The sequence below is a fragment of the Agrobacterium sp. RAC06 genome (assembly GCF_001713475.1).
Classification (GTDB): domain Bacteria; phylum Pseudomonadota; class Alphaproteobacteria; order Rhizobiales; family Rhizobiaceae; genus Allorhizobium.
Genome location: NZ_CP016499.1, coordinates 3,260,918 through 3,277,163 on the forward strand (window position 1 = coordinate 3,260,918; position 16,246 = coordinate 3,277,163).

Consider the following 16,246-nt stretch of genomic DNA (forward strand, 5'->3'; position numbering starts at 1 on the left):
GTCCGATGTAGCAATATGGGCTGACATTGTTGTTGAAGGAGGCCCCTTTGCTGGAATTGCGCCCCAACTGCGAACTCTGCGACCGTGACTTGCCCCCGGATTCCGCCGATGCTCGCATTTGCACCTATGAATGCACCTACTGCGTGAACTGTGTGGAATCCATCCTGCAAAACGTCTGCCCGACCTGCGGCGGTGGGTTCGCACCACGTCCGATCCGACCCGCCAATGCGTGGCGTCCTGAAAAGCGGCTGGGGCTGCACTATCATCCAGCAAGTACAACCCGTCATTATACCCCCTTCAAGCTCGACGACATAAAGGCGCATGTCGAACGCATCAAAGACTTGCCGCCAGCGGGTCGTTGAGGTCGCCGGCTCACGGTGTGCCGGAAATCCTGATTTCTGAAGCAAAAACTGGGTCACTGAGTTCTGAGCAGAGGTCCGCCACAACAGTCAGATGCAAAAAACCCGAGTTTCGGGTTAGCCAGTACTCCACCTTCAACGCACGGGTTAGGCGGTAACGCGGGCCTTTTGTGTTTGTGTCAGTCGTTTCAGGTCAGGCGGCGCGCCTTTCGACAACCTCAGCCGCCTTGCGCCGCGCCTCGTGATCCGCCGCATAGACGTCGGCGATCGTGTCCGCCGGCACGCCCTCGACCATCGCGTCCATCACCGTCTCGACCACGTCGGCCATGTCGAGGAAGCGGATCTTGTCCTCGACGAAGGCGTTGAAGGCGGTTTCTTCGGCGGCGTTGAGGATCGCGCCCTGCAGGCCGCCACGCTCCAGCGCCGTGCGGGCAAGCCGCAGGGCCGGGAAGCGCGTTTCGTCGGGCGCCTCGAAATCGAGCCTTGCCAACTTGGCAAAATCGAGCCGGTCGACATTCAGTGCCGGGCGCTTCGGATAGGTGAGCGCATAGCCGATGGCGGTGCGCATATCCGGCACGCCAAGCTGGGCGATGACGGAGCCGTCGGTGTAACCCACCATCGAATGGATGATCGACTGGGGATGCACGACAACCTCGATCTGGTCGGGGCGGACATCGAAGAGGTGCTTTGCCTCGATCATCTCCAGCGCCTTGTTGAACATCGAGGCGCTGCCGACGGAGATCTTCAGGCCCATCGACCAGTTGGGATGGGTGCGCGCCGTCTGCACCGTGACATTGGCCATCTGCTCGCGGCTATGGGTGCGGAAGGGGCCACCGGAGGCGGTGAGCACGATCCGCTCCAGGGCGTGGCGCTGGTCAGCTTCCAGGCACTGGAAGATCGCCGAGTGTTCGCTGTCGACCGGGATCAGCCGTCCACCGCCATGTCTCACAGCATTGACGAAGAGGTGGCCGGCAGAGACGAGGCATTCCTTGTTGGCAAGTGCGATATCGGCGCCGCGGGCGGCAGCCTTCAGGGTCGGCGCGAGGCCGGCGGTGCCGACGATGGCTGCCATGACCCAGCCGGCTTCCATGTCGGCGGCTTCTTCAAGCCCGCTTGCGCCCGCGGCGACGTCCGTGCCGGTGCCCGCCAGCAGGTCCTTCAGCGTCCTATACTGGCTTTCGTCGGCGGTGACGGCCAGCTTTGCCCCCGTGCGGCGCGCCTGTTCGGCCAGCAGATCGAGATTGCCGTTGCCGGTCAGCGCCATCACTTCGAAGCTGTCGCGACCGCCGAGCTGCTCTATCACGTCGAGCGTGTTGACGCCGATCGAGCCGGTCGAGCCGAGGACTGAAAGGCGCCGGGGCCGGGCATTGTCGATCATGCTGCTTACGTCCGATTGCTTCATGCTTAGAAGGCTCTACAAGGGAAAGGGAAGACCAGCAAGAGAGGTCGATCCCGACCCCTCGCCAGCCCGCTTGGGAATATGAGAATGCCGGACATTTTGCAGTCGACACGTTTGCGTGAGAGCCTGCCGGTCCTGCTCGCGGCGCTTGCCTTTCTCTGTCTCGCCGGCGGCGGAATTCTCTACCTTGCCGTAAATGCCGATTTCGCCGCCAAGGCCTGGTTCGTCGGTGCCGCCGCTGTACTTGTGGTGCTCGTCATCGATATCTTGCGCGCCCTGCTCAATGGTCGCATGGGCGTCGACGCGATTGCCGTCCTGTCGATCGGCGTCGGTCTCGCGCTCGGAGAGAACCTTGCTGCGGCTATCGTCGCCGTGATGTATGCTGGCGGCCAATTGCTCGAAAGCTTCGCCGAGGGCCGCGCCCGACGCGACATGACGGCGCTGCTCGGTCGTGTCTCGCGTACGGCCATGCTCTATCGTGGCGATGCGCTCGAAAGCGTGCCGATCGAAGCGCTCAAACCGCAGGACCGCATACTCGTGCGCAAGGGTGAGGTCGTGCCGGTCGACGGGCGCCTGCTGGCCGCGACTGCTGTCCTCGATCTTTCGGCGCTCACTGGCGAATCGCTGCCCGTCCCCATCCAGATGGGCCATGAAGTGCCGAGCGGCTGCACGGTGCTTGGCGACGCCTTCGATCTTCTGGTGCTGCGCGAATCCAAAGCAAGCACCTATGCCGGTATCGTCCGCCTCGTCGAACAAGCGCAGGCCAGCCGGGCGCCGATGGCGCGGCTTGCGGATCGTTATGCCCTCGTCTTCCTCGGCATCACGCTTCTGCTCGCCGGTGGCGCCTGGTGGTGGAGCGGAGAGGCAACGCGGGCGCTTGCCGTGCTCGTCGTCGCCACCCCCTGTCCGCTGATCCTTGCCGTGCCGGTTGCCGTCATCGCCGGCATGTCGCGGGCTGCGTCGCTTGGCGTGCTGGTCAAGACGGCCGGCGCGCTCGAGGCGCTGGCTGCGGTGACCACCGTCGTTGTCGACAAGACGGGGACCGTGACATCCGCACGACCCGAAGTGTCCGAGGTCCGGCCGCAACCGGGCTTCACGTCTGATCAGGTGCTGGCGCTGGCTGCCTCTCTCGATCAGGCCTCCGGCCATGTCGCGGCAGAAGCGCTTGTACGCGCCGCCACCGCGCGAGGTCTCGGCCTGACCCTGCCACAGGGCGTCATCGAAGAGGCGGGGCGGGGGCTGTCCGGCTTGGTCGGAGGTGTCAAGGTGGTGCTCGGTGGCAGCGGCTATGTCCGCTCGCAGTTGGTTGCCGGCGAGGATTTCGCCAGAGGCGGCATCGAAGGCGGCACGGCAGTGGTCGCCGTCGGCATTGATGGGCGGGCAGCTGGCCTCATTCTCCTCTCCGATCCGTTGCGTGCGGATGCCGGGGCAGCAATCTCCGCCTTTCGGGCCGGTGGTATCAGTCGGATCGTCATGGCCTCCGGGGACCGCAGCGATGTGGCGGAAAAGGCCTCGGCCAGTCTCAGCCTTGATGCTGTCGCCGGGGATCTCACTCCTGAAGGCAAGGTCGATCTCATTCGCAGGGAACGCGCCGGTGGCGTGGTGATGATGGTGGGAGACGGGGTCAATGATGCCCCGGCGCTGGCGCTTGCCGATGTCGGCGTGGCGATCGGTGCGCGGGGTTCGGCGGCTTCGTCGGAAGCGGCGGATGTCGTGTTGCTGGCGGACGATCTTTCGCGGTTGCCGCTTGCCTGCGGGATCGCCAGACGTTCCCGCAACATTGCCCGGCAAAGTGCGATTGCCGGGCTGCTGCTCTCTTTCGGCGCTATGGTCTTTGCCGCCTTCGGTTATCTGTCGCCCGTTCAGGGCGCGCTGCTTCAAGAGGTCATCGACGTTGCCGTCATCCTCAACGCCTTGCGCTCTCTTCGGGGCTAGCTGCACCTCAGGCCTGCGTCATGACGCTGCCTTCGCCAGAAATCCGCACACGCAGATTGTTCTGCACATGGGTGACGCCGCTGACGCGATCGGCGCAGTCTTCGGCGCGGCGCTTTTCCCAGCGATCCGTCACATGACCGGATAGGGTCACCTCGGCGTCCTTCACCGTCACCTCGATATCGGAGGCATCGACGGCGGGGTCGTCGGCCAAGCGGTCGTTGGTGTCCTCGAGAATGCGCGCATCCGAGCGGCGATAGCCCTTGGGGCCCTTGCCGCGGTGGTTGTCCATCTCGCGACGCCGGGCGGCCTCCTCGTCGCCGAACCAGGATGCAACCTCGTCGCTGGCACGGTGGACAAAGCCACGATCGTCATCATGGTCGCGACTGCTGCGGCCATAACCACCGCGATAGGATGGTTTGTCGGACGGGTGGGAGCCTCGTCCGGCACCCCGGGCATAGCGGCGTTCGTCGTCTCCGTATCCACGGTCGCTCAGGTCGCCGTAGTAGCCCAGATCATCCGTCGTCCAGTCGGAGCGCCCAGTGCGGGGATAACGCGACCCGCTGGCTCTGTCACCGCCGTCCATGCCGTGGTCGCGCTGGCGCATGGCGTCGTAGCGATCAGCGTCCGGTCGATTGTCGCCATAGCCGCCGACGAAGCCGCTGTCGCCGGGGCCGTAGTCACCGGTCGGGCTGCGGCGCGTGTTGCGGTTTCGGCCGTCTCCGGCATCCCAGTTGTCGTTGCGATTGACCATTGTTTCCTCCTTCGGGTCTGGAGGGTGGCGTCCTGCGCCACCTGCGAAACTAACCCTGCGGAGCTCTTGATCGTTCCCGTCGGCGCGGCAAAAACAAGTCAGGAACAAAGCGCCATCCGGCCGGTTCTTTTCTCGCCACAACCGATAACCGAGGAGATACCGACAATGGCTACCAAGACACTCGAAGACCTGTTCCATGAGACCCTCAAGGATATCTACTACGCCGAACGGAAGATCCTGAAGGCACTGCCGAAAATGGCGCGTGGCGCTCAGGACGAGAAGCTGAAGGCTGCCTTCCTGCAGCACAAGGAAGAAACCGAAGGCCAGGTCGAGCGCCTGCAGCAGGTGTTCGAAATCATCGGCAAGCGTCCGCGCGCCAAGACCTGCCCCGCCATTGACGGCATCGTCGAAGAGGGTGAGGAGATCATGGAAGAGTTCAAGGGCTCGCCCGCCCTCGACGCCGGCCTGCTTGCCGCCGCCCAGGCAGTCGAGCACTACGAAATCAGCCGCTATGGCACGCTGCGCGCCTGGGCTCAGCAGCTCGGCTACAAGGATGCGGTCAAGCTGCTCGACGAGACGCTGGCGGAAGAATCCAAGACCGACGAAGCGCTGACCAAGCTTGCCGAAAAGGCGGTCAATGCCGCAGCCCAGAAGAAGGCGGCCTGATAGCAGTTGCTTGCCAATTCAAGGAAGGGGTCGGATCTGTCCGACCCCTTTTTCCGTGCTTTTGTCCTGCCGGGACGCACTCAGTCTTTGTCTTCGTCCTTCCGGGCATAATGAGCCTGGAGAAAGGTCATGAGCCTGTTTTCGTCGGCACGGAGCAGGGCGCGGGCCGGCGCTGCCTGGATGAGTTCGCGGACTTGATCCAGGTCCGTGTTCTTGTCGGCGAGGTTGAGGATCGCCGGATGCACATAGCTCGAGCGGCAGATCGTCGGCGTGTTGTGCAGGCGGTCGGAGGCGATCTCACACATTTGTCGTATCGTCGGTCGTTCCGACGCATCGATGTGCTTCCAGCCTTCGGCGAATGCGGCGACAGATCCGCCCCAGGTGCGGAAGGTCTTGGCCGAGAGCCGCCTACTGGTGATCTCACTGAGATAGGTGTTGAGGCGGCCCGAATCGATGCGATGCAACTGCCCCTCCTGATCCCGCCAGGAAAAAAGATCGCGCCCGGGCAGATCGGCAATCTCTTCGAGGATCTTCTGCAGTTTCGGATGACGAAGCTTTCGGCGCACCCGCTTGCCGCCCTTGGCGATGAAGCTCAGCCGGATGCCATCCGGCTCGAAGGTCAGATGGCGCTTCTGAAGCGTGGTTGCGCCATAGGTCTTGTTTTCCTGCGCATAAGCGCGGTTCCCGACGCGCATGTAGGTCACGTCAAGCAGGCTGATCAGGGCTGAGAGCAGGAAATAACTTGAATCGGCGTGTTCGGCGATGTCGCGGGCGATCCTCCGCCGGATGGTCGGCAGAGCCTCACCGAAGCCGATGAGATCGTCAAACTTCCGCTCGCTGCGCCATGTGGCCCAGTCAACATGGTAGCGATACTGCTTGCGCCCCCTGGCATCGTAGCCCGTCGCCTGCAGGTGACTGCGCGGGTCGAGGCTGATCCAGACGCGTTCATAGGCTGGCGGCAGCGCGAGCCTGCGGATGCGTGTGAGGAGGGGCTGATCAGCGATGACGGTGCCGTCTGGAAGGTGATAGGAAAAGCCCTTGCCGCGGCGGCGGCGACTGATGCCGGGCTCCGCATCGGTGCCGTAGACCAGACCGATCTCGGTCAGTTCAGGCACATCGTCCGTCGAAGGCGGAGGTCCCGCACTCGCGTCTGCATCCCCGCTGTCGGTCTTGCTCATCCGACGGGACTGTCCGTCCCGGTTTCACCGAGTTCACGGCGCAATTGCTGGCGCGCGCGGCTGAGGCGGCTCTTGACCGTGCCCACGGCACAGCCACAGATTTCGGCTGCATCTTCGTAGCGTTCGCCGAGCATGACGATGAGGACCAGCATTTCCCGGTGATGTTCGGGCAATCGGTTCAGAGCCCTGCGGACCTCGTCGGCCTGTACGGTCCACTCCTGGCTCGCCTCGCTGGTCAGTCGCGAGGCTATACCCTCGGGCAAGCCAACGGTCTCGCGGCTGCTCTTCTTGAAGCGCGTGCAGAAAGTGTTGCGCATGATGGTGAAGAGCCAGGACTTCAGGCGTGTTCCAGGCTCGAATTTGTCGAGGTTAGCTAGCGCCTTGGTCAGCGTCTCCTGGACGAGATCATCCGCCTCTTCAGGCTTGTTGCAAAAGGTCCGCGCAAAGGCGCGCAATGCCGGTATCAACTCGACCACTTCAGACTGTGCGGCAAGCTCGGCTCTACGGGTCGTCAAGATCGCCATCCTCCGATGTCTGTGGTACCAGGCAGAACGACGCAGAAACGCGCGTCATTTACCTTGGTTCCCGAAATTGTGAGTGGTCAGCCAGGCCGGCGACCATGTCAGCTACGGCTTACAAACTTGCTGAAGCGGCTCAGTTCGCCGTCGGCGGTTTTGTCCTGGTGGAGAAAGGCGAGGTCGTTCTTTTCAAAGATCTGAAAGAATTCCTCCCACTCAATCTTCTCCAGCGCCTCCTCCGGCTTGCCGAAATCCACCCTCAGAATGCCGCCGTCGCCGCTGTCCTTGACGCGCGTTGGCATGCCATTCCGCTCCTCGATCCAGCGGCGTATCTCGTCATGGTCCGTCGTTTGACGCGCACTGCTCATGGTGTGTCTCGCTCGTTCTCATTCCTCCCCTTGACCCGTTGATTGAACGCCTCTGTCAGCCAGTGGTTCCCGCGTCTGGGCCGCTTTTTCCGACGGAACAGAGAGCGTCTCCGGATGTTCTCTTTTGCGAGAGATCCACAAGCGAGAGTGAGAAACATGACACATGTGCAGAATGTCGACGGCCAGGGACAGTTGCTGATCGGCGATCGCGTCTCGCCCATCACCTACCACGTGGCGGTCGAACGCCGCGGAGAAGGCTATAGCGCCAAGGTCGAGATACAGGCGCCGCGCGACTGGCTGCTGCGGCAGGGCTTCGAGACACGCGCAACACTGGTGTTTGCATCTGGGGCGCAGGCCGAGCTTGAACACGACGGCCGGCTCGACGTATCCGAAAGCATCAGTGTGATCCTTCAGGCCGAGCCGCTTGAATACAAGGATCGCCAGAAGCTGATCGAAGCCTTTCCCGAAGCGGACCGGAGCGTACACTGACCGCGGCAGGTGATGTCTGCAAAAGATGACTGATCCGAGATGGTCCGGATGGCGTAGAAGACGCATCAAGGACAAGTCGAATTCAACATGCCAGCAATGCCGTCAAGTCGGAGGTCCACATGGAAGAACAGAAAACCTCGTCTCCGGAGACGCGACGCGACAGGACGGGCGGAATCGTACGCGACAAGCTGGACCTGCTGATGCACGAGACGCGCCGGGAAGCGGTCCCGGGGCATCTGATCGCCTTGGCCGAAGATCTGCAATCGGCCCTCGACGAGAAGGCCGCACCCTCAAAGAAACCTGCCTGATTCCTCTCGGAACCTTTTCCCTCCGCGGCAAGTTGCAATCCTGAACGTGCACCCAGATTTGAGGAAAGGGTATTTCATGATCAACTATTTATGGTTGTTTGTCGTCATGCTTGGGCCGATCCTGCTCGGCGCTGCCGTTTTTTCTATGCCATCATACGGCAGAGACGGCTCACGGGGCGGGAGCGCGTCAATCAGGATGCGGCCACGCGAGAACTGTATGAAAAAGATGAAAGGGCCGATACCGGCCCTTATGGCGGCCGCCGATAGGCACCGGCGGCGCATTGGCCTTTACAGGAAACTTCCGTTGTTCGGGTCGTAACGCTTCCCGTTCGCAATGCTGGCAAGTTCGACGAGATCGTCTTCGTCACGAATGCCGCTCTTCACAAGATAGCTGACAAGCGCCTCGGCATTTTCCTGCACATGCCTGTCGGCATGCATACGCTCGTACAATCGCCGTACGGCCCGCTCCACGATTGCGTTTTCTTCATTGCTCTTGCCCGGGGGTCTTGGTGCCATGGCATTCCCTCCGTTCGAGGCCGACGATAAAAAGAATAAGCACCCGTCGGCGTGGCACGAAATCATCATGCCGTATAACGGCACGAACGCAACCCTAGATTCGTAATGGCGAGATGTGGGCAGTGAGAGGATGGTGATCCCGACGCGATTCGAACGCGTGACCCTCAGATTAGGAATCTGATGCTCTATCCTGCTGAGCTACGGGACCACTTCCTCCTCCATACAAAAGCAGAGCCTTCAAGCCAAGCGGTTTTGCATGATCGAAATGCCGTGTTCAGCGCGGCAGGCGCTGTTCTGCCAGACGCACCCAATAGGATATCCCCGCCGCGATCGCCTCGTCGTTGAAGTCGTAAGCCGGATTGTGGAGGCCGGCCGTTTCCCCATTGCCGATCATGATGTAGGCGCCGGGGCGCGACTGGAGCATGAAGGCGAAATCCTCGCCGGCCATGCTCGGATCCACTTCGGTGTCGACATTGTCAGGGCCGACCACGTCGATCGCTGCGCGCGCGGCGTAATCCGTCTCGGCGGGATGGTTGACGGTGACGGGGCAGGCGCGCTCGTATTCGTATTCGATGGTCGCGCCATGGGCGGCTGCAATGCCGGTTGCGATCTCGCCGATGCGCCGCTCCGCGAGATCGCGCACGCCTTCGTCCAGCGACCGTACTGTGCCGGAGATGAAGGCTTCTTCGGGAATGATGTTATGGGTCGTGCCGGCATGAAACTGGGTGACGGAGACCACGACCGAGCGTAGCGGATTGGCGTTGCGAGCAGCAATGGTCTGAAGGGCGCCGACGATCTGGGCCCCGATGACGATCGTGTCGGCCGTGTTGTGCGGTTCGGCCGCATGGCCGCCGACGCCGGTCAGCTTGAGCTGGAACTTGTCCGGAGCCGCCATGATGCCGCCCTTGCGGATGGCGAAGGTGCCGACAGGTTTTCCGGGCATGTTATGCATGCCGTAGATCTCGTCGATGCCGAAGCGCTCCATCATTCCGTCTTCGACCATGGCGAGCGCCCCGCGCCCACCTTCTTCGGCCGGCTGGAAGACAACGGCAACGCTGCCGGAAAAATTGCGGGTTTCCGCGAGGTACTTGGCCGCGCCCAGCAACATGGCGGTGTGACCGTCATGGCCGCAGGCATGCATGCGGCCTGCAATGGTCGAAGCCCAGGGCTTGCCCGTGATTTCGTCGAGGGGAAGCGCATCCATGTCGGCGCGAAGGCCGATGGTCCGGCCTTCGCCGCCAGAGCCCTTGATGATGCCGACGACGCCCGTGCGCCCGAGGCCGGTTGCGATCTCGTCAACGCCGAATTCCCGCAGCTTTGCCTCAACAAAGGCTGCAGTGTTTTCAACGTCGTATAGGATTTCCGGATTGGCATGCAGATGGCGGCGCCATTCGGTGGCTTCCGACTGGAGTTCGGAAGCTCGGTTCAGAAGCGGCATTCTCTCGTCCTGCGTTTATTCTTGATCACGGTCGCGGGGATCACGTGATTGTCGGCTTGAATGTGCGCCTTTCAATTGACGTATTCAATGGGCTTTGCCATTCCTTCCCTACATAAGATCTCGTCATGCGTTGACGAGAGCCCAGCCGAACAAGAGGATCGAAGTCGTGTTTGCGAAACGTCCCCGCATGTTGTCTTCAACTGGATCCGTTCGCCGAGTGGCGGTCGCCGTCTCGCTGTTGGCGATGGTTCTGCCGGGTCTGGCTGCCGCCAATCCGATGATGGTGGTCGATGTCGGCAGTGGCCGGGTCATCGCCCATGAAGAAGCCTTCCGCAAATGGTATCCGGCCTCTCTGACCAAGCTGATGACGGCTTACACGACCTTCCGTTCGATGCGCTCAGGCGAGCTTTCGCCCGAGACCGTGGTCGTCATGAGCAAACATGCCGCCGATCAGCCGGCAAGCAAGATGTATTTCAGGCCGGGCTCCAAGCTGACGCTCGACAGTGCCTTGAAACTTCTGATCATCAAGTCTGCCAACGACGTGGCGGTCGCCATCGGGGAGACGGTCAGCGGCAGCGAAGCGGCATTCGTGCAGCGCATGAACCAGGAAGCCGCCCGGCTCGGCATGACGTCGACGCGGTTCGTCAATCCGAATGGTCTGCCGGGCAAGGGGCAGTATACGACTGCCCGCGATATGGCCGTGCTTGCGACGACCATCCGGCGTGAATTCCCTGAATATGCGGGTTATTTCGCGCTGGAAGGCGTGACGACCGGCAAGAAAGACTATCCGAACTTCAACCTGCTCGTCGGCCGTTTCCCTGGCGCTGACGGCATGAAGACGGGTTATGTCTGCGCCTCCGGCTTCAACCAGGTCTCGTCTGCCACGCGCAATGGACGCACCGTGATCTCCGTGGTGCTCGGTTCCGACAGCCTCGGTGCGCGTGCCGATCTTTCGGCCGAGCTGCTGCAGAAGGGGCTGACCACATCGGTGGCCGGCAACCGGCTGGATCAGCTCGCGCCCTATGGCGAAGGGCAGGATCAGGTGACCGACATCAGCGCCGAGATCTGCAATCCGAAGGCGCGCCAGATCCGCAGCGAAGGTCGTGATGAGGCCGGGCGCATGAAGCTGACCTCTCCTTATATCCAGGAAATGGGCCGCCCACCGGCGATGAGCTTTGCCGGCCTCATTCCCGGCAGTGAGCCGGTAGCGACAAAACAGGGCTCCGGCACGGGCGAGATCGCCAATGTGCCGATCCCGAGGCCCCGTCCCACATTCTGAGTATCGCAATGACCCAGTCGCGCATTCCCGTCTCCATCCTCACCGGCTTCCTCGGGGCCGGAAAGTCGACGCTTCTCAACCGCCTGCTCAAGGACCCGGCGATGAAGGATGCGGCCGTCATCATCAACGAGTTCGGCGAAGTGGGTATCGATCATCTGCTGGTCGAGACCTCGAATGATGCGGTGGTGGAACTGGCGGACGGTTGCCTTTGTTGCACCGTGCGCGGTGAGCTCGTCGACACGCTGGCGGAATTGATCGACGGCATGCAGACCGGCAAGGTGAAGCCGCTGTCGCGCGTCGTCATCGAGACGACGGGCCTTGCCGATCCGGCACCCGTGATGCAGTCGGTCATGGGCCATCCGTCGATCGCCCAGCATTTCGATCTCGATGGTGTCGTGACGGTCGTCGATGCGGTCAATGGCCTCTCGACCATCGATGCCTTTCCGGAGGCCTACAAGCAGGTCGCGGTCGCCGACCGGCTGATCCTGACCAAGAAGACGCTCGCCGACGAGGCCGCCGTCTCTGCCATCACGCAGCGCCTGCGCACGCTCAATCCCCGCGCGCCGATCACCGATGGCGATGCTGATGATGCGGGCTCTGCAGCGATGCTGATCAACGGGCTGTACGATGCTTCGAGCAAGATCGCCGATGTCGATCGCTGGCTGAAGGACGAAATGGCGGCGGCCGGCGATCACCATCACCACGATCATCATCATGATCACCACGGCCACTCCCATGGTCACGGCCACCATCACCATCATGATGTGAACCGACATGGTGCTTCGATCCGCTCCTATTCCATCCTGCATGACGAGCCGATCGATCCGATGGCGATCAACATGTTCATCGATCTCCTGCGCTCCACGCACGGGGAGAAGCTTCTTAGGATGAAGGCAATCGTGGCCCTCACCGACCGACCGGACAAGCCGCTGGTGCTGCATGGCGTGCAGTCGATTTTCCATCCGCCCGTGCGCCTGCCGTCCTGGCCTGAAGGGTCCGACCGCAAGACGCGGCTGGTGCTGATCACCAGGGACCTGTCGGAAAGCTACGTGCGGGACCTGTTCGGTGCCTTCACCGGCAAGGTGGCGATCGACCGCCCGGATCGCGCGGCGATGATGGACAATCCGCTGTCGGTTCCCGGCCTCAAGTTCTAGCCTAGCGTCACGCCGCCCTTGCGGATGTGAAAGCGGTGACCGGCGTCGAGCCGTTCCTGCGCGACCAGTTCATGGCCGTCCTCGTTGCAGAAATGCGGAATGTCGATGCCGGCGAGCGGATCGCTGGTCTCCACCACGAGTTCGTCACCGGCCTTCATGTCGGCCATACGCCGACGGGTCTTCAAAACGGGAAGGGGGCATTTCAGCCCCCTCAGATCGTAGATCACCGTCTCGGCCATGCCCTTACCAGAGCTTCCAGAAGGGCTTCTTGTCGGCCGGTGCCGGAGCTGCAATGGCCGCCTCGGCCGTCTGGGGGGCAAGCGGATTGGGCTGCGGCACCGGGACGGCGTTGGTGGCCGGCGCGGCGGGTGCGGCCGTCGTCGTCTGTGCAGCCTGTGCCTGCGGGTCACCGTTCGGGTTGGTCGCCATCTGGTTGACGGCAGCCGTGCCGTTGGCGGCAGGCAGCCTGGCCGGATCGACGTCGTCGAGGTCGAGCAGCCTGCCCGCCTTCAAGGCCGAACCCGTGGGCGCGAAAGCGAGGTCGTGCGAGCGCGACTTGCGCAGATCCGCCACCAGCGCCTTGCGCTCGGCTTCCGTCGGGTCGTACCAAATCTTGCCGTCGTATTTTTTCATCGCCTTGGCATAGGCGGCATCATAGGCCTCGTTGAAGCCGTTAAGCGCGACCGAGAGTGCAGGGGGCGTGCTCATCGGTGGGCACGAGGCCTGCGGATTGAAGCTCGATCCGGCCGGGACCGACTGGTTGAAGACGTATTTCTTCTCGCAGACATTGACTTCGGGTGGTCGCTTGGTGACCTCGAAATTGTCGTAGCCGACCTTCAGCATTTTCCAGAAATCGAAGTGCGGGCTATGGCGATGACGCGCCATGTTTTCAGCGGTCATGCGGAAGGGGAAGGCCTGCAATTGCACCGCCTGCTGGCCGCCCTTGAAGGCGTCCCGGGCAAAGGCGTAGATCTCCAGCATCTGGGCATCGGTCATCGAATAGCAGCCTGACGAAGAGCAGGCGCCGTGGATCATCAGGTGTGAGCCTGTGCGGCCGTTCGCCCGGTCGAACTGGTTCGGAAAGCCGGTGTTGATCGCCAGGAAATACTTGGAATTCGGGTTCAGGTGATACGGCGTCAGCGGGTAGAAGCCTTCCGGCGCCTGGCGGTCACCTTCCTTCACCTTCGGGCCGAGGCGACCCGACCAGGCGCAGATATCGTATTCCACGACCTTGTCGAAGCGGCCGTTGGTCTTGGCCTTCCAGACCTCGAGCTTGCCTTCTTCCTTGAAGATGCGGATCATGATCGGCGAATTGCGATCCATGCCCTTCTTCTGTATTTCGGCAACGAGGCGCGCCGGCAGCGGCTGCTGGACCTTGTTGGAAACCCGCGGCGTGTCATAGGCCGCGCTCTCGAGCGCGTCATTGCAGCCTGCCAGAGCCGCAGCGAAAACCAGAACCAGGGCCGTTGATGTCAAACGCATGCGCGAAGGCTCTTTCCAGAAACACATGTTGGTGGCTCAAACCGAGCCGATCATGCGTAGTTTAGAACTGCTTTCTTCACAAATTATAAACCAATGGCCATCGATTTCGCCATCCGTCTTCCGCCGCTACCGCTGCAAAGCGGCGGAGTGATGGCAAATTGCCGCAGTCGCAACCTTCAATCTCAGAGGTTGCGGCCGATATCGAGGAATTTCTGGCGTCGATCGGCGCGCAGCTTGTCGCCCGGCAGCGGCGTCAGTTCGGCCAGTGCGCTGGCGATCACGTCGCCGGTCATGCCGATGACCCGGTCTGGTGCGCGATGGGCGCCGCCGACGGGCTCGGGGATGATGGCGTCAATGATGCCGAGCCCCTTCAGGTCCTCCGCCGTGATCTTCATGTTGGTCGCGGCTTCCTTGGCGCGGGTGGAATCGCGCCAGAGAATGGAGGCGGCGCCTTCCGGCGAGATCACCGAATAGATCGCATGCTCGAGCATGTAGACGCGGTTGCCGGTGGCAATCGCGATCGCGCCACCCGAGCCGCCTTCGCCGATGACGACGGAGACCATCGGCACCTTGAGGCCGAGGCACATCTCGGTGGAGCGGGCAATGGCTTCCGCCTGGCCGCGTTCTTCTGCTCCAACGCCCGGATAGGCGCCGGCCGTATCGATCAGTGTGATGACTGGCAGGCCGAAGCGGTCGGCCATTTCCATGACGCGGATCGCCTTGCGATAGCCTTCAGGGCGCGGGCTGCCGAAGTTGTGCTTGATGCGCGACTTGGTGTCGTTGCCCTTTTCCTGGCCGATCACGGCGACAGGCTGGCCGCGGAAGCGGGCGAGGCCGGCCTGGATGGCGGCGTCCTCGGCAAACTTGCGGTCACCGGCCAGCGGTGTGAATTCTGTGAACAGCGCTTCGGCATAGTCGACGAAATGCGGACGCTGCGGATGCCGCGCGACCTGCGTCTTCTGCCAGGCGTTGAGCTTCGAATAGATCTCCACCATCGCCTCATCGACGCGGCTTTCCAGCCGGCTGATCTCTTCCGAGGTGTCGATGCTCTCGTCCTCTTCCGCGATCTTCTTCAGTTCGCGGATCTTGGCCTCGAGGTCGGAGATGGGCTTTTCGAAGTCGAGATAGTTGTGCATGAACTCCGTTCCGATCGTTCGTTCCTGGCGCTCGCCGCCCGCAGGAACCGGCTTTGCCGGTCCTAATCGGGGTTTTTGGCCTGTTTTGCAAGGGGGTGATGCGTATGCACCAGTTGCTGCAGGCGCTCGTCGAGCACATGCGTATAGATTTGTGTCGTTGAAATGTCGCTGTGGCCGAGCAGTTCCTGCACGGCGCGAAGGTCCGCACCATTGCCGAGAAGGTGGCTGGCAAAGGCATGTCGCAGAACATGTGGAGACACGGCATTCGCCGATAACCCCGCCCGGATGGCGAGATCCTTGAGGTCGCGCGCAAAGACCTGGCGGGGCAGGTGGCCTTCCTTGCTGGCGGCTGGAAACAGAAAGGGGCTGTCCGCGTGAACAGGATCGGCCCCGCGAATTTTACCGTATCGCGCGAGCGCCTCGATCGCCGTCCGCGACAGGGGAACGAGCCTTTCCTTGTTGCCCTTGCCGCGCACCAGAAGGAAACGGCCCTCCTGCGTCAGCACCTTCACCGGCAAAGAGACGAGTTCGCTGACGCGCATGCCGGTCGCATAGAGAAGCTCGATCAGCGCCAGTCGCCGGATCCGTGCTCCCTGATCCGGTCCTTCGAGGTTTGCTTCGTGCTCGGCGAGCGACAGAAGCCCCGTGACATCCTCGACGGTCAGCACCTTGGGCAGGGGGCGGGTCTTCTTCGGCGCGTCGAGGATCGCGGTCGGATCATCGCCTCGCAGCCCTTCCGCATAGAGAAACTTGTAGAACTGGCGCATCGCCGACAGGCGTCTTGCCTGGGACGTCGGCTGGAAGCCGCGTCGCGCGAGATCGGAGAGATAGGCGGCGAGATCTTCCCGTGTCGCTGCACCCAGGGTCACCTTGCGGCCGGAAAGAAAATCGGCGAGGTCGTCGAGGTCCCGCTCATAGGAGATGAGCGTGTTCTGGGCTGCTCCGCGCTCGGCACTCAGCATTTCCAGAAAGGCTTCGACGCGAGCCCGGCTCAGATCCGACATGTCCTGTTTCCCGCTATTGCTCGACCGGATTGATCCGCTCGGAAGGAATGCGCACCGTCACGTCGCGTTCCCGCGGTTCGACGAAGACGGCAAAGGACCACATGGTGACATAGACCAGACCGACGATGGTCCCGCAGATGAACAGGAAGCGAAACAGAGTGGGCATGGTCGGTCCTTCATCGGTTCCGAGAATAAATAGGTAGAAACATGGAGTTTACCAAGGCCGGGACAGGCCTTGCGGAAATGCTGCCATGGCTTGACGCTAG

General features: G+C 62.2%; 19 protein-coding genes and 1 tRNA gene. 7 read left to right on the forward strand and 13 right to left on the reverse strand.

What is annotated here, in order from left to right:
- Window positions 1-47 precede the first annotated feature (47 nt).
- A complete protein-coding gene (locus BSY240_RS23720; RefSeq protein WP_083229639.1) occupies window positions 48-362 on the forward strand; it encodes a DUF1272 domain-containing protein in 315 nt (104 codons plus the stop codon).
- Window positions 363-552: 190 nt separating this feature from the next.
- Here BSY240_RS23720 and dxr read toward each other — a convergent pair whose 3' ends face one another.
- Window positions 553-1,737 carry a 1-deoxy-D-xylulose-5-phosphate reductoisomerase gene (gene dxr / locus BSY240_RS15635; RefSeq protein WP_069042903.1) on the reverse strand — a complete coding sequence of 395 codons (1,185 nt, stop codon included), beginning with the start codon at window positions 1,735-1,737 and terminating at the stop codon, window positions 553-555.
- Between the two features lie 108 nt (window positions 1,738-1,845).
- On the opposite strand from dxr, the gene BSY240_RS15640 reads away from it, so the two are divergent.
- On the forward strand, window positions 1,846-3,693 hold the full coding sequence (locus BSY240_RS15640; RefSeq protein WP_069042904.1) for a heavy metal translocating P-type ATPase: 1,848 nt from the start codon (window positions 1,846-1,848) through the stop codon (window positions 3,691-3,693).
- A 7-nt stretch (window positions 3,694-3,700) separates the two neighbouring features.
- On the opposite strand, the gene BSY240_RS15645 is transcribed toward BSY240_RS15640, so the two are convergent.
- Window positions 3,701-4,297, reverse strand: coding sequence for a BON domain-containing protein (locus BSY240_RS15645; protein WP_069044008.1), 597 nt, complete (start codon window positions 4,295-4,297; stop codon window positions 3,701-3,703).
- 312 nt (window positions 4,298-4,609) lie between these two features.
- Between BSY240_RS15645 and BSY240_RS15650 the strand changes: the two genes are divergently transcribed.
- Window positions 4,610-5,110 (forward strand): YciE/YciF ferroxidase family protein, encoded by a 501-nt coding sequence (locus BSY240_RS15650; protein ID WP_054149877.1) that lies wholly within the window; start codon window positions 4,610-4,612, stop codon window positions 5,108-5,110.
- 80 nt (window positions 5,111-5,190) lie between these two features.
- On the opposite strand, the gene BSY240_RS15655 is transcribed toward BSY240_RS15650, so the two are convergent.
- The 3 genes from BSY240_RS15655 to BSY240_RS15665 form a co-directional block, all read right to left on the reverse strand.
- Entirely contained in the window at window positions 5,191-6,288 is a 1,098-nt protein-coding gene (locus BSY240_RS15655) for a DNA topoisomerase IB (RefSeq protein ID WP_150127482.1), read from the reverse strand.
- Window positions 6,285-6,812, reverse strand: coding sequence for a sigma-70 family RNA polymerase sigma factor (locus BSY240_RS15660; RefSeq protein WP_069042905.1), 528 nt, complete (start codon window positions 6,810-6,812; stop codon window positions 6,285-6,287). Before BSY240_RS15660 ends, BSY240_RS15655 begins: the two co-directional genes overlap by 4 nt.
- A gap of 98 nt (window positions 6,813-6,910) precedes the next feature.
- Window positions 6,911-7,174 carry a hypothetical protein gene (locus tag BSY240_RS15665; protein ID WP_069042906.1) on the reverse strand — a complete coding sequence of 88 codons (264 nt, stop codon included), beginning with the start codon at window positions 7,172-7,174 and terminating at the stop codon, window positions 6,911-6,913.
- Window positions 7,175-7,330: 156 nt separating this feature from the next.
- Here BSY240_RS15665 and BSY240_RS15670 point away from each other — a divergent pair, with 156 nt between their 5' ends.
- Both BSY240_RS15670 and BSY240_RS15675 read left to right on the forward strand, forming a co-directional pair.
- Entirely contained in the window at window positions 7,331-7,663 is a 333-nt protein-coding gene (locus BSY240_RS15670) for a hypothetical protein (protein ID WP_069042907.1), read from the forward strand.
- Window positions 7,664-7,782: 119 nt separating this feature from the next.
- The gene (locus tag BSY240_RS15675; RefSeq protein ID WP_069042908.1) at window positions 7,783-7,971 is read left to right on the forward strand and encodes a hypothetical protein; all 189 of its coding nucleotides are present in this window, start codon (window positions 7,783-7,785) and stop codon (window positions 7,969-7,971) included.
- Between the two features lie 288 nt (window positions 7,972-8,259).
- On the opposite strand, the gene BSY240_RS15680 is transcribed toward BSY240_RS15675, so the two are convergent.
- From BSY240_RS15680 to BSY240_RS15690, 3 genes are all read right to left on the reverse strand, one after another.
- Complete coding sequence (locus BSY240_RS15680) at window positions 8,260-8,487, reverse strand: hypothetical protein (RefSeq protein WP_069042909.1); 228 nt, start codon at window positions 8,485-8,487, stop codon at window positions 8,260-8,262.
- A gap of 131 nt (window positions 8,488-8,618) precedes the next feature.
- A tRNA-Arg gene (locus BSY240_RS15685) sits at window positions 8,619-8,695 on the reverse strand.
- A gap of 66 nt (window positions 8,696-8,761) precedes the next feature.
- Window positions 8,762-9,925 carry a M20 aminoacylase family protein gene (locus BSY240_RS15690; protein WP_054149884.1) on the reverse strand — a complete coding sequence of 388 codons (1,164 nt, stop codon included), beginning with the start codon at window positions 9,923-9,925 and terminating at the stop codon, window positions 8,762-8,764.
- Window positions 9,926-10,112: 187 nt separating this feature from the next.
- On the opposite strand from BSY240_RS15690, the gene BSY240_RS15695 reads away from it, so the two are divergent.
- Both BSY240_RS15695 and BSY240_RS15700 read left to right on the forward strand, forming a co-directional pair.
- Entirely contained in the window at window positions 10,113-11,204 is a 1,092-nt protein-coding gene (locus tag BSY240_RS15695) for a D-alanyl-D-alanine carboxypeptidase family protein (RefSeq protein ID WP_069042910.1), read from the forward strand.
- Window positions 11,205-11,212: 8 nt separating this feature from the next.
- On the forward strand, window positions 11,213-12,358 hold the full coding sequence (locus BSY240_RS15700; protein WP_069042911.1) for a CobW family GTP-binding protein: 1,146 nt from the start codon (window positions 11,213-11,215) through the stop codon (window positions 12,356-12,358).
- On the opposite strand, the gene BSY240_RS15705 is transcribed toward BSY240_RS15700, so the two are convergent.
- From BSY240_RS15705 to BSY240_RS24185, 5 genes are all read right to left on the reverse strand, one after another.
- Window positions 12,355-12,597 (reverse strand): sulfurtransferase TusA family protein, encoded by a 243-nt coding sequence (locus BSY240_RS15705; RefSeq protein ID WP_054149887.1) that lies wholly within the window; start codon window positions 12,595-12,597, stop codon window positions 12,355-12,357. The two genes, BSY240_RS15700 and BSY240_RS15705, sit on opposite strands and share 4 nt — an antisense overlap.
- Window positions 12,598-12,601: 4 nt before the next feature.
- Window positions 12,602-13,840 carry a L,D-transpeptidase family protein gene (locus BSY240_RS15710; protein WP_054149888.1) on the reverse strand — a complete coding sequence of 413 codons (1,239 nt, stop codon included), beginning with the start codon at window positions 13,838-13,840 and terminating at the stop codon, window positions 12,602-12,604.
- 182 nt (window positions 13,841-14,022) lie between these two features.
- Complete coding sequence (locus BSY240_RS15715) at window positions 14,023-14,976, reverse strand: acetyl-CoA carboxylase carboxyltransferase subunit alpha (RefSeq protein WP_054149889.1); 954 nt, start codon at window positions 14,974-14,976, stop codon at window positions 14,023-14,025.
- Between the two features lie 62 nt (window positions 14,977-15,038).
- Window positions 15,039-15,980 (reverse strand): site-specific tyrosine recombinase XerD, encoded by a 942-nt coding sequence (xerD, locus tag BSY240_RS15720; RefSeq protein WP_069042912.1) that lies wholly within the window; start codon window positions 15,978-15,980, stop codon window positions 15,039-15,041.
- A 13-nt stretch (window positions 15,981-15,993) separates the two neighbouring features.
- Window positions 15,994-16,146 carry a hypothetical protein gene (locus BSY240_RS24185; protein WP_006724525.1) on the reverse strand — a complete coding sequence of 51 codons (153 nt, stop codon included), beginning with the start codon at window positions 16,144-16,146 and terminating at the stop codon, window positions 15,994-15,996.
- Window positions 16,147-16,246: the final 100 nt, after the last annotated feature.

Bases quoted from the DNA above. Each gene is read 5' to 3' on its own strand.
- BSY240_RS15640 (WP_069042904.1), top strand. From the start codon at position 1,846: ATGCCGGACATTTTGCAGTCGACACGTTTGCGTGAGAGCCTGCCGGTC.
- BSY240_RS15715 (WP_054149889.1), bottom strand. From the start codon at position 14,976: ATGCACAACTATCTCGACTTCGAAAAGCCCATCTCCGACCTCGAGGCC.
- BSY240_RS15670 (WP_069042907.1), top strand. From the start codon at position 7,331: ATGACACATGTGCAGAATGTCGACGGCCAGGGACAGTTGCTGATCGGC.
- BSY240_RS15700 (WP_069042911.1), top strand. From the start codon at position 11,213: ATGACCCAGTCGCGCATTCCCGTCTCCATCCTCACCGGCTTCCTCGGG.
- BSY240_RS15705 (WP_054149887.1), bottom strand. From the start codon at position 12,597: ATGGCCGAGACGGTGATCTACGATCTGAGGGGGCTGAAATGCCCCCTT.
- BSY240_RS15645 (WP_069044008.1), bottom strand. From the start codon at position 4,297: ATGCGCCAGCGCGACCACGGCATGGACGGCGGTGACAGAGCCAGCGGG.
- dxr (WP_069042903.1), bottom strand. From the start codon at position 1,737: ATGATCGACAATGCCCGGCCCCGGCGCCTTTCAGTCCTCGGCTCGACC.
- BSY240_RS15680 (WP_069042909.1), bottom strand. From the start codon at position 8,487: ATGGCACCAAGACCCCCGGGCAAGAGCAATGAAGAAAACGCAATCGTG.
- xerD (WP_069042912.1), bottom strand. From the start codon at position 15,980: ATGTCGGATCTGAGCCGGGCTCGCGTCGAAGCCTTTCTGGAAATGCTG.
- BSY240_RS15695 (WP_069042910.1), top strand. From the start codon at position 10,113: ATGTTGTCTTCAACTGGATCCGTTCGCCGAGTGGCGGTCGCCGTCTCG.
- BSY240_RS24185 (WP_006724525.1), bottom strand. From the start codon at position 16,146: ATGCCCACTCTGTTTCGCTTCCTGTTCATCTGCGGGACCATCGTCGGT.
- BSY240_RS15710 (WP_054149888.1), bottom strand. From the start codon at position 13,840: ATGCGTTTGACATCAACGGCCCTGGTTCTGGTTTTCGCTGCGGCTCTG.
- BSY240_RS15675 (WP_069042908.1), top strand. From the start codon at position 7,783: ATGGAAGAACAGAAAACCTCGTCTCCGGAGACGCGACGCGACAGGACG.
- BSY240_RS15650 (WP_054149877.1), top strand. From the start codon at position 4,610: ATGGCTACCAAGACACTCGAAGACCTGTTCCATGAGACCCTCAAGGAT.
- BSY240_RS15665 (WP_069042906.1), bottom strand. From the start codon at position 7,174: ATGAGCAGTGCGCGTCAAACGACGGACCATGACGAGATACGCCGCTGG.
- BSY240_RS15655 (WP_150127482.1), bottom strand. From the start codon at position 6,288: ATGAGCAAGACCGACAGCGGGGATGCAGACGCGAGTGCGGGACCTCCG.
- BSY240_RS15690 (WP_054149884.1), bottom strand. From the start codon at position 9,925: ATGCCGCTTCTGAACCGAGCTTCCGAACTCCAGTCGGAAGCCACCGAA.
- BSY240_RS15660 (WP_069042905.1), bottom strand. From the start codon at position 6,812: ATGGCGATCTTGACGACCCGTAGAGCCGAGCTTGCCGCACAGTCTGAA.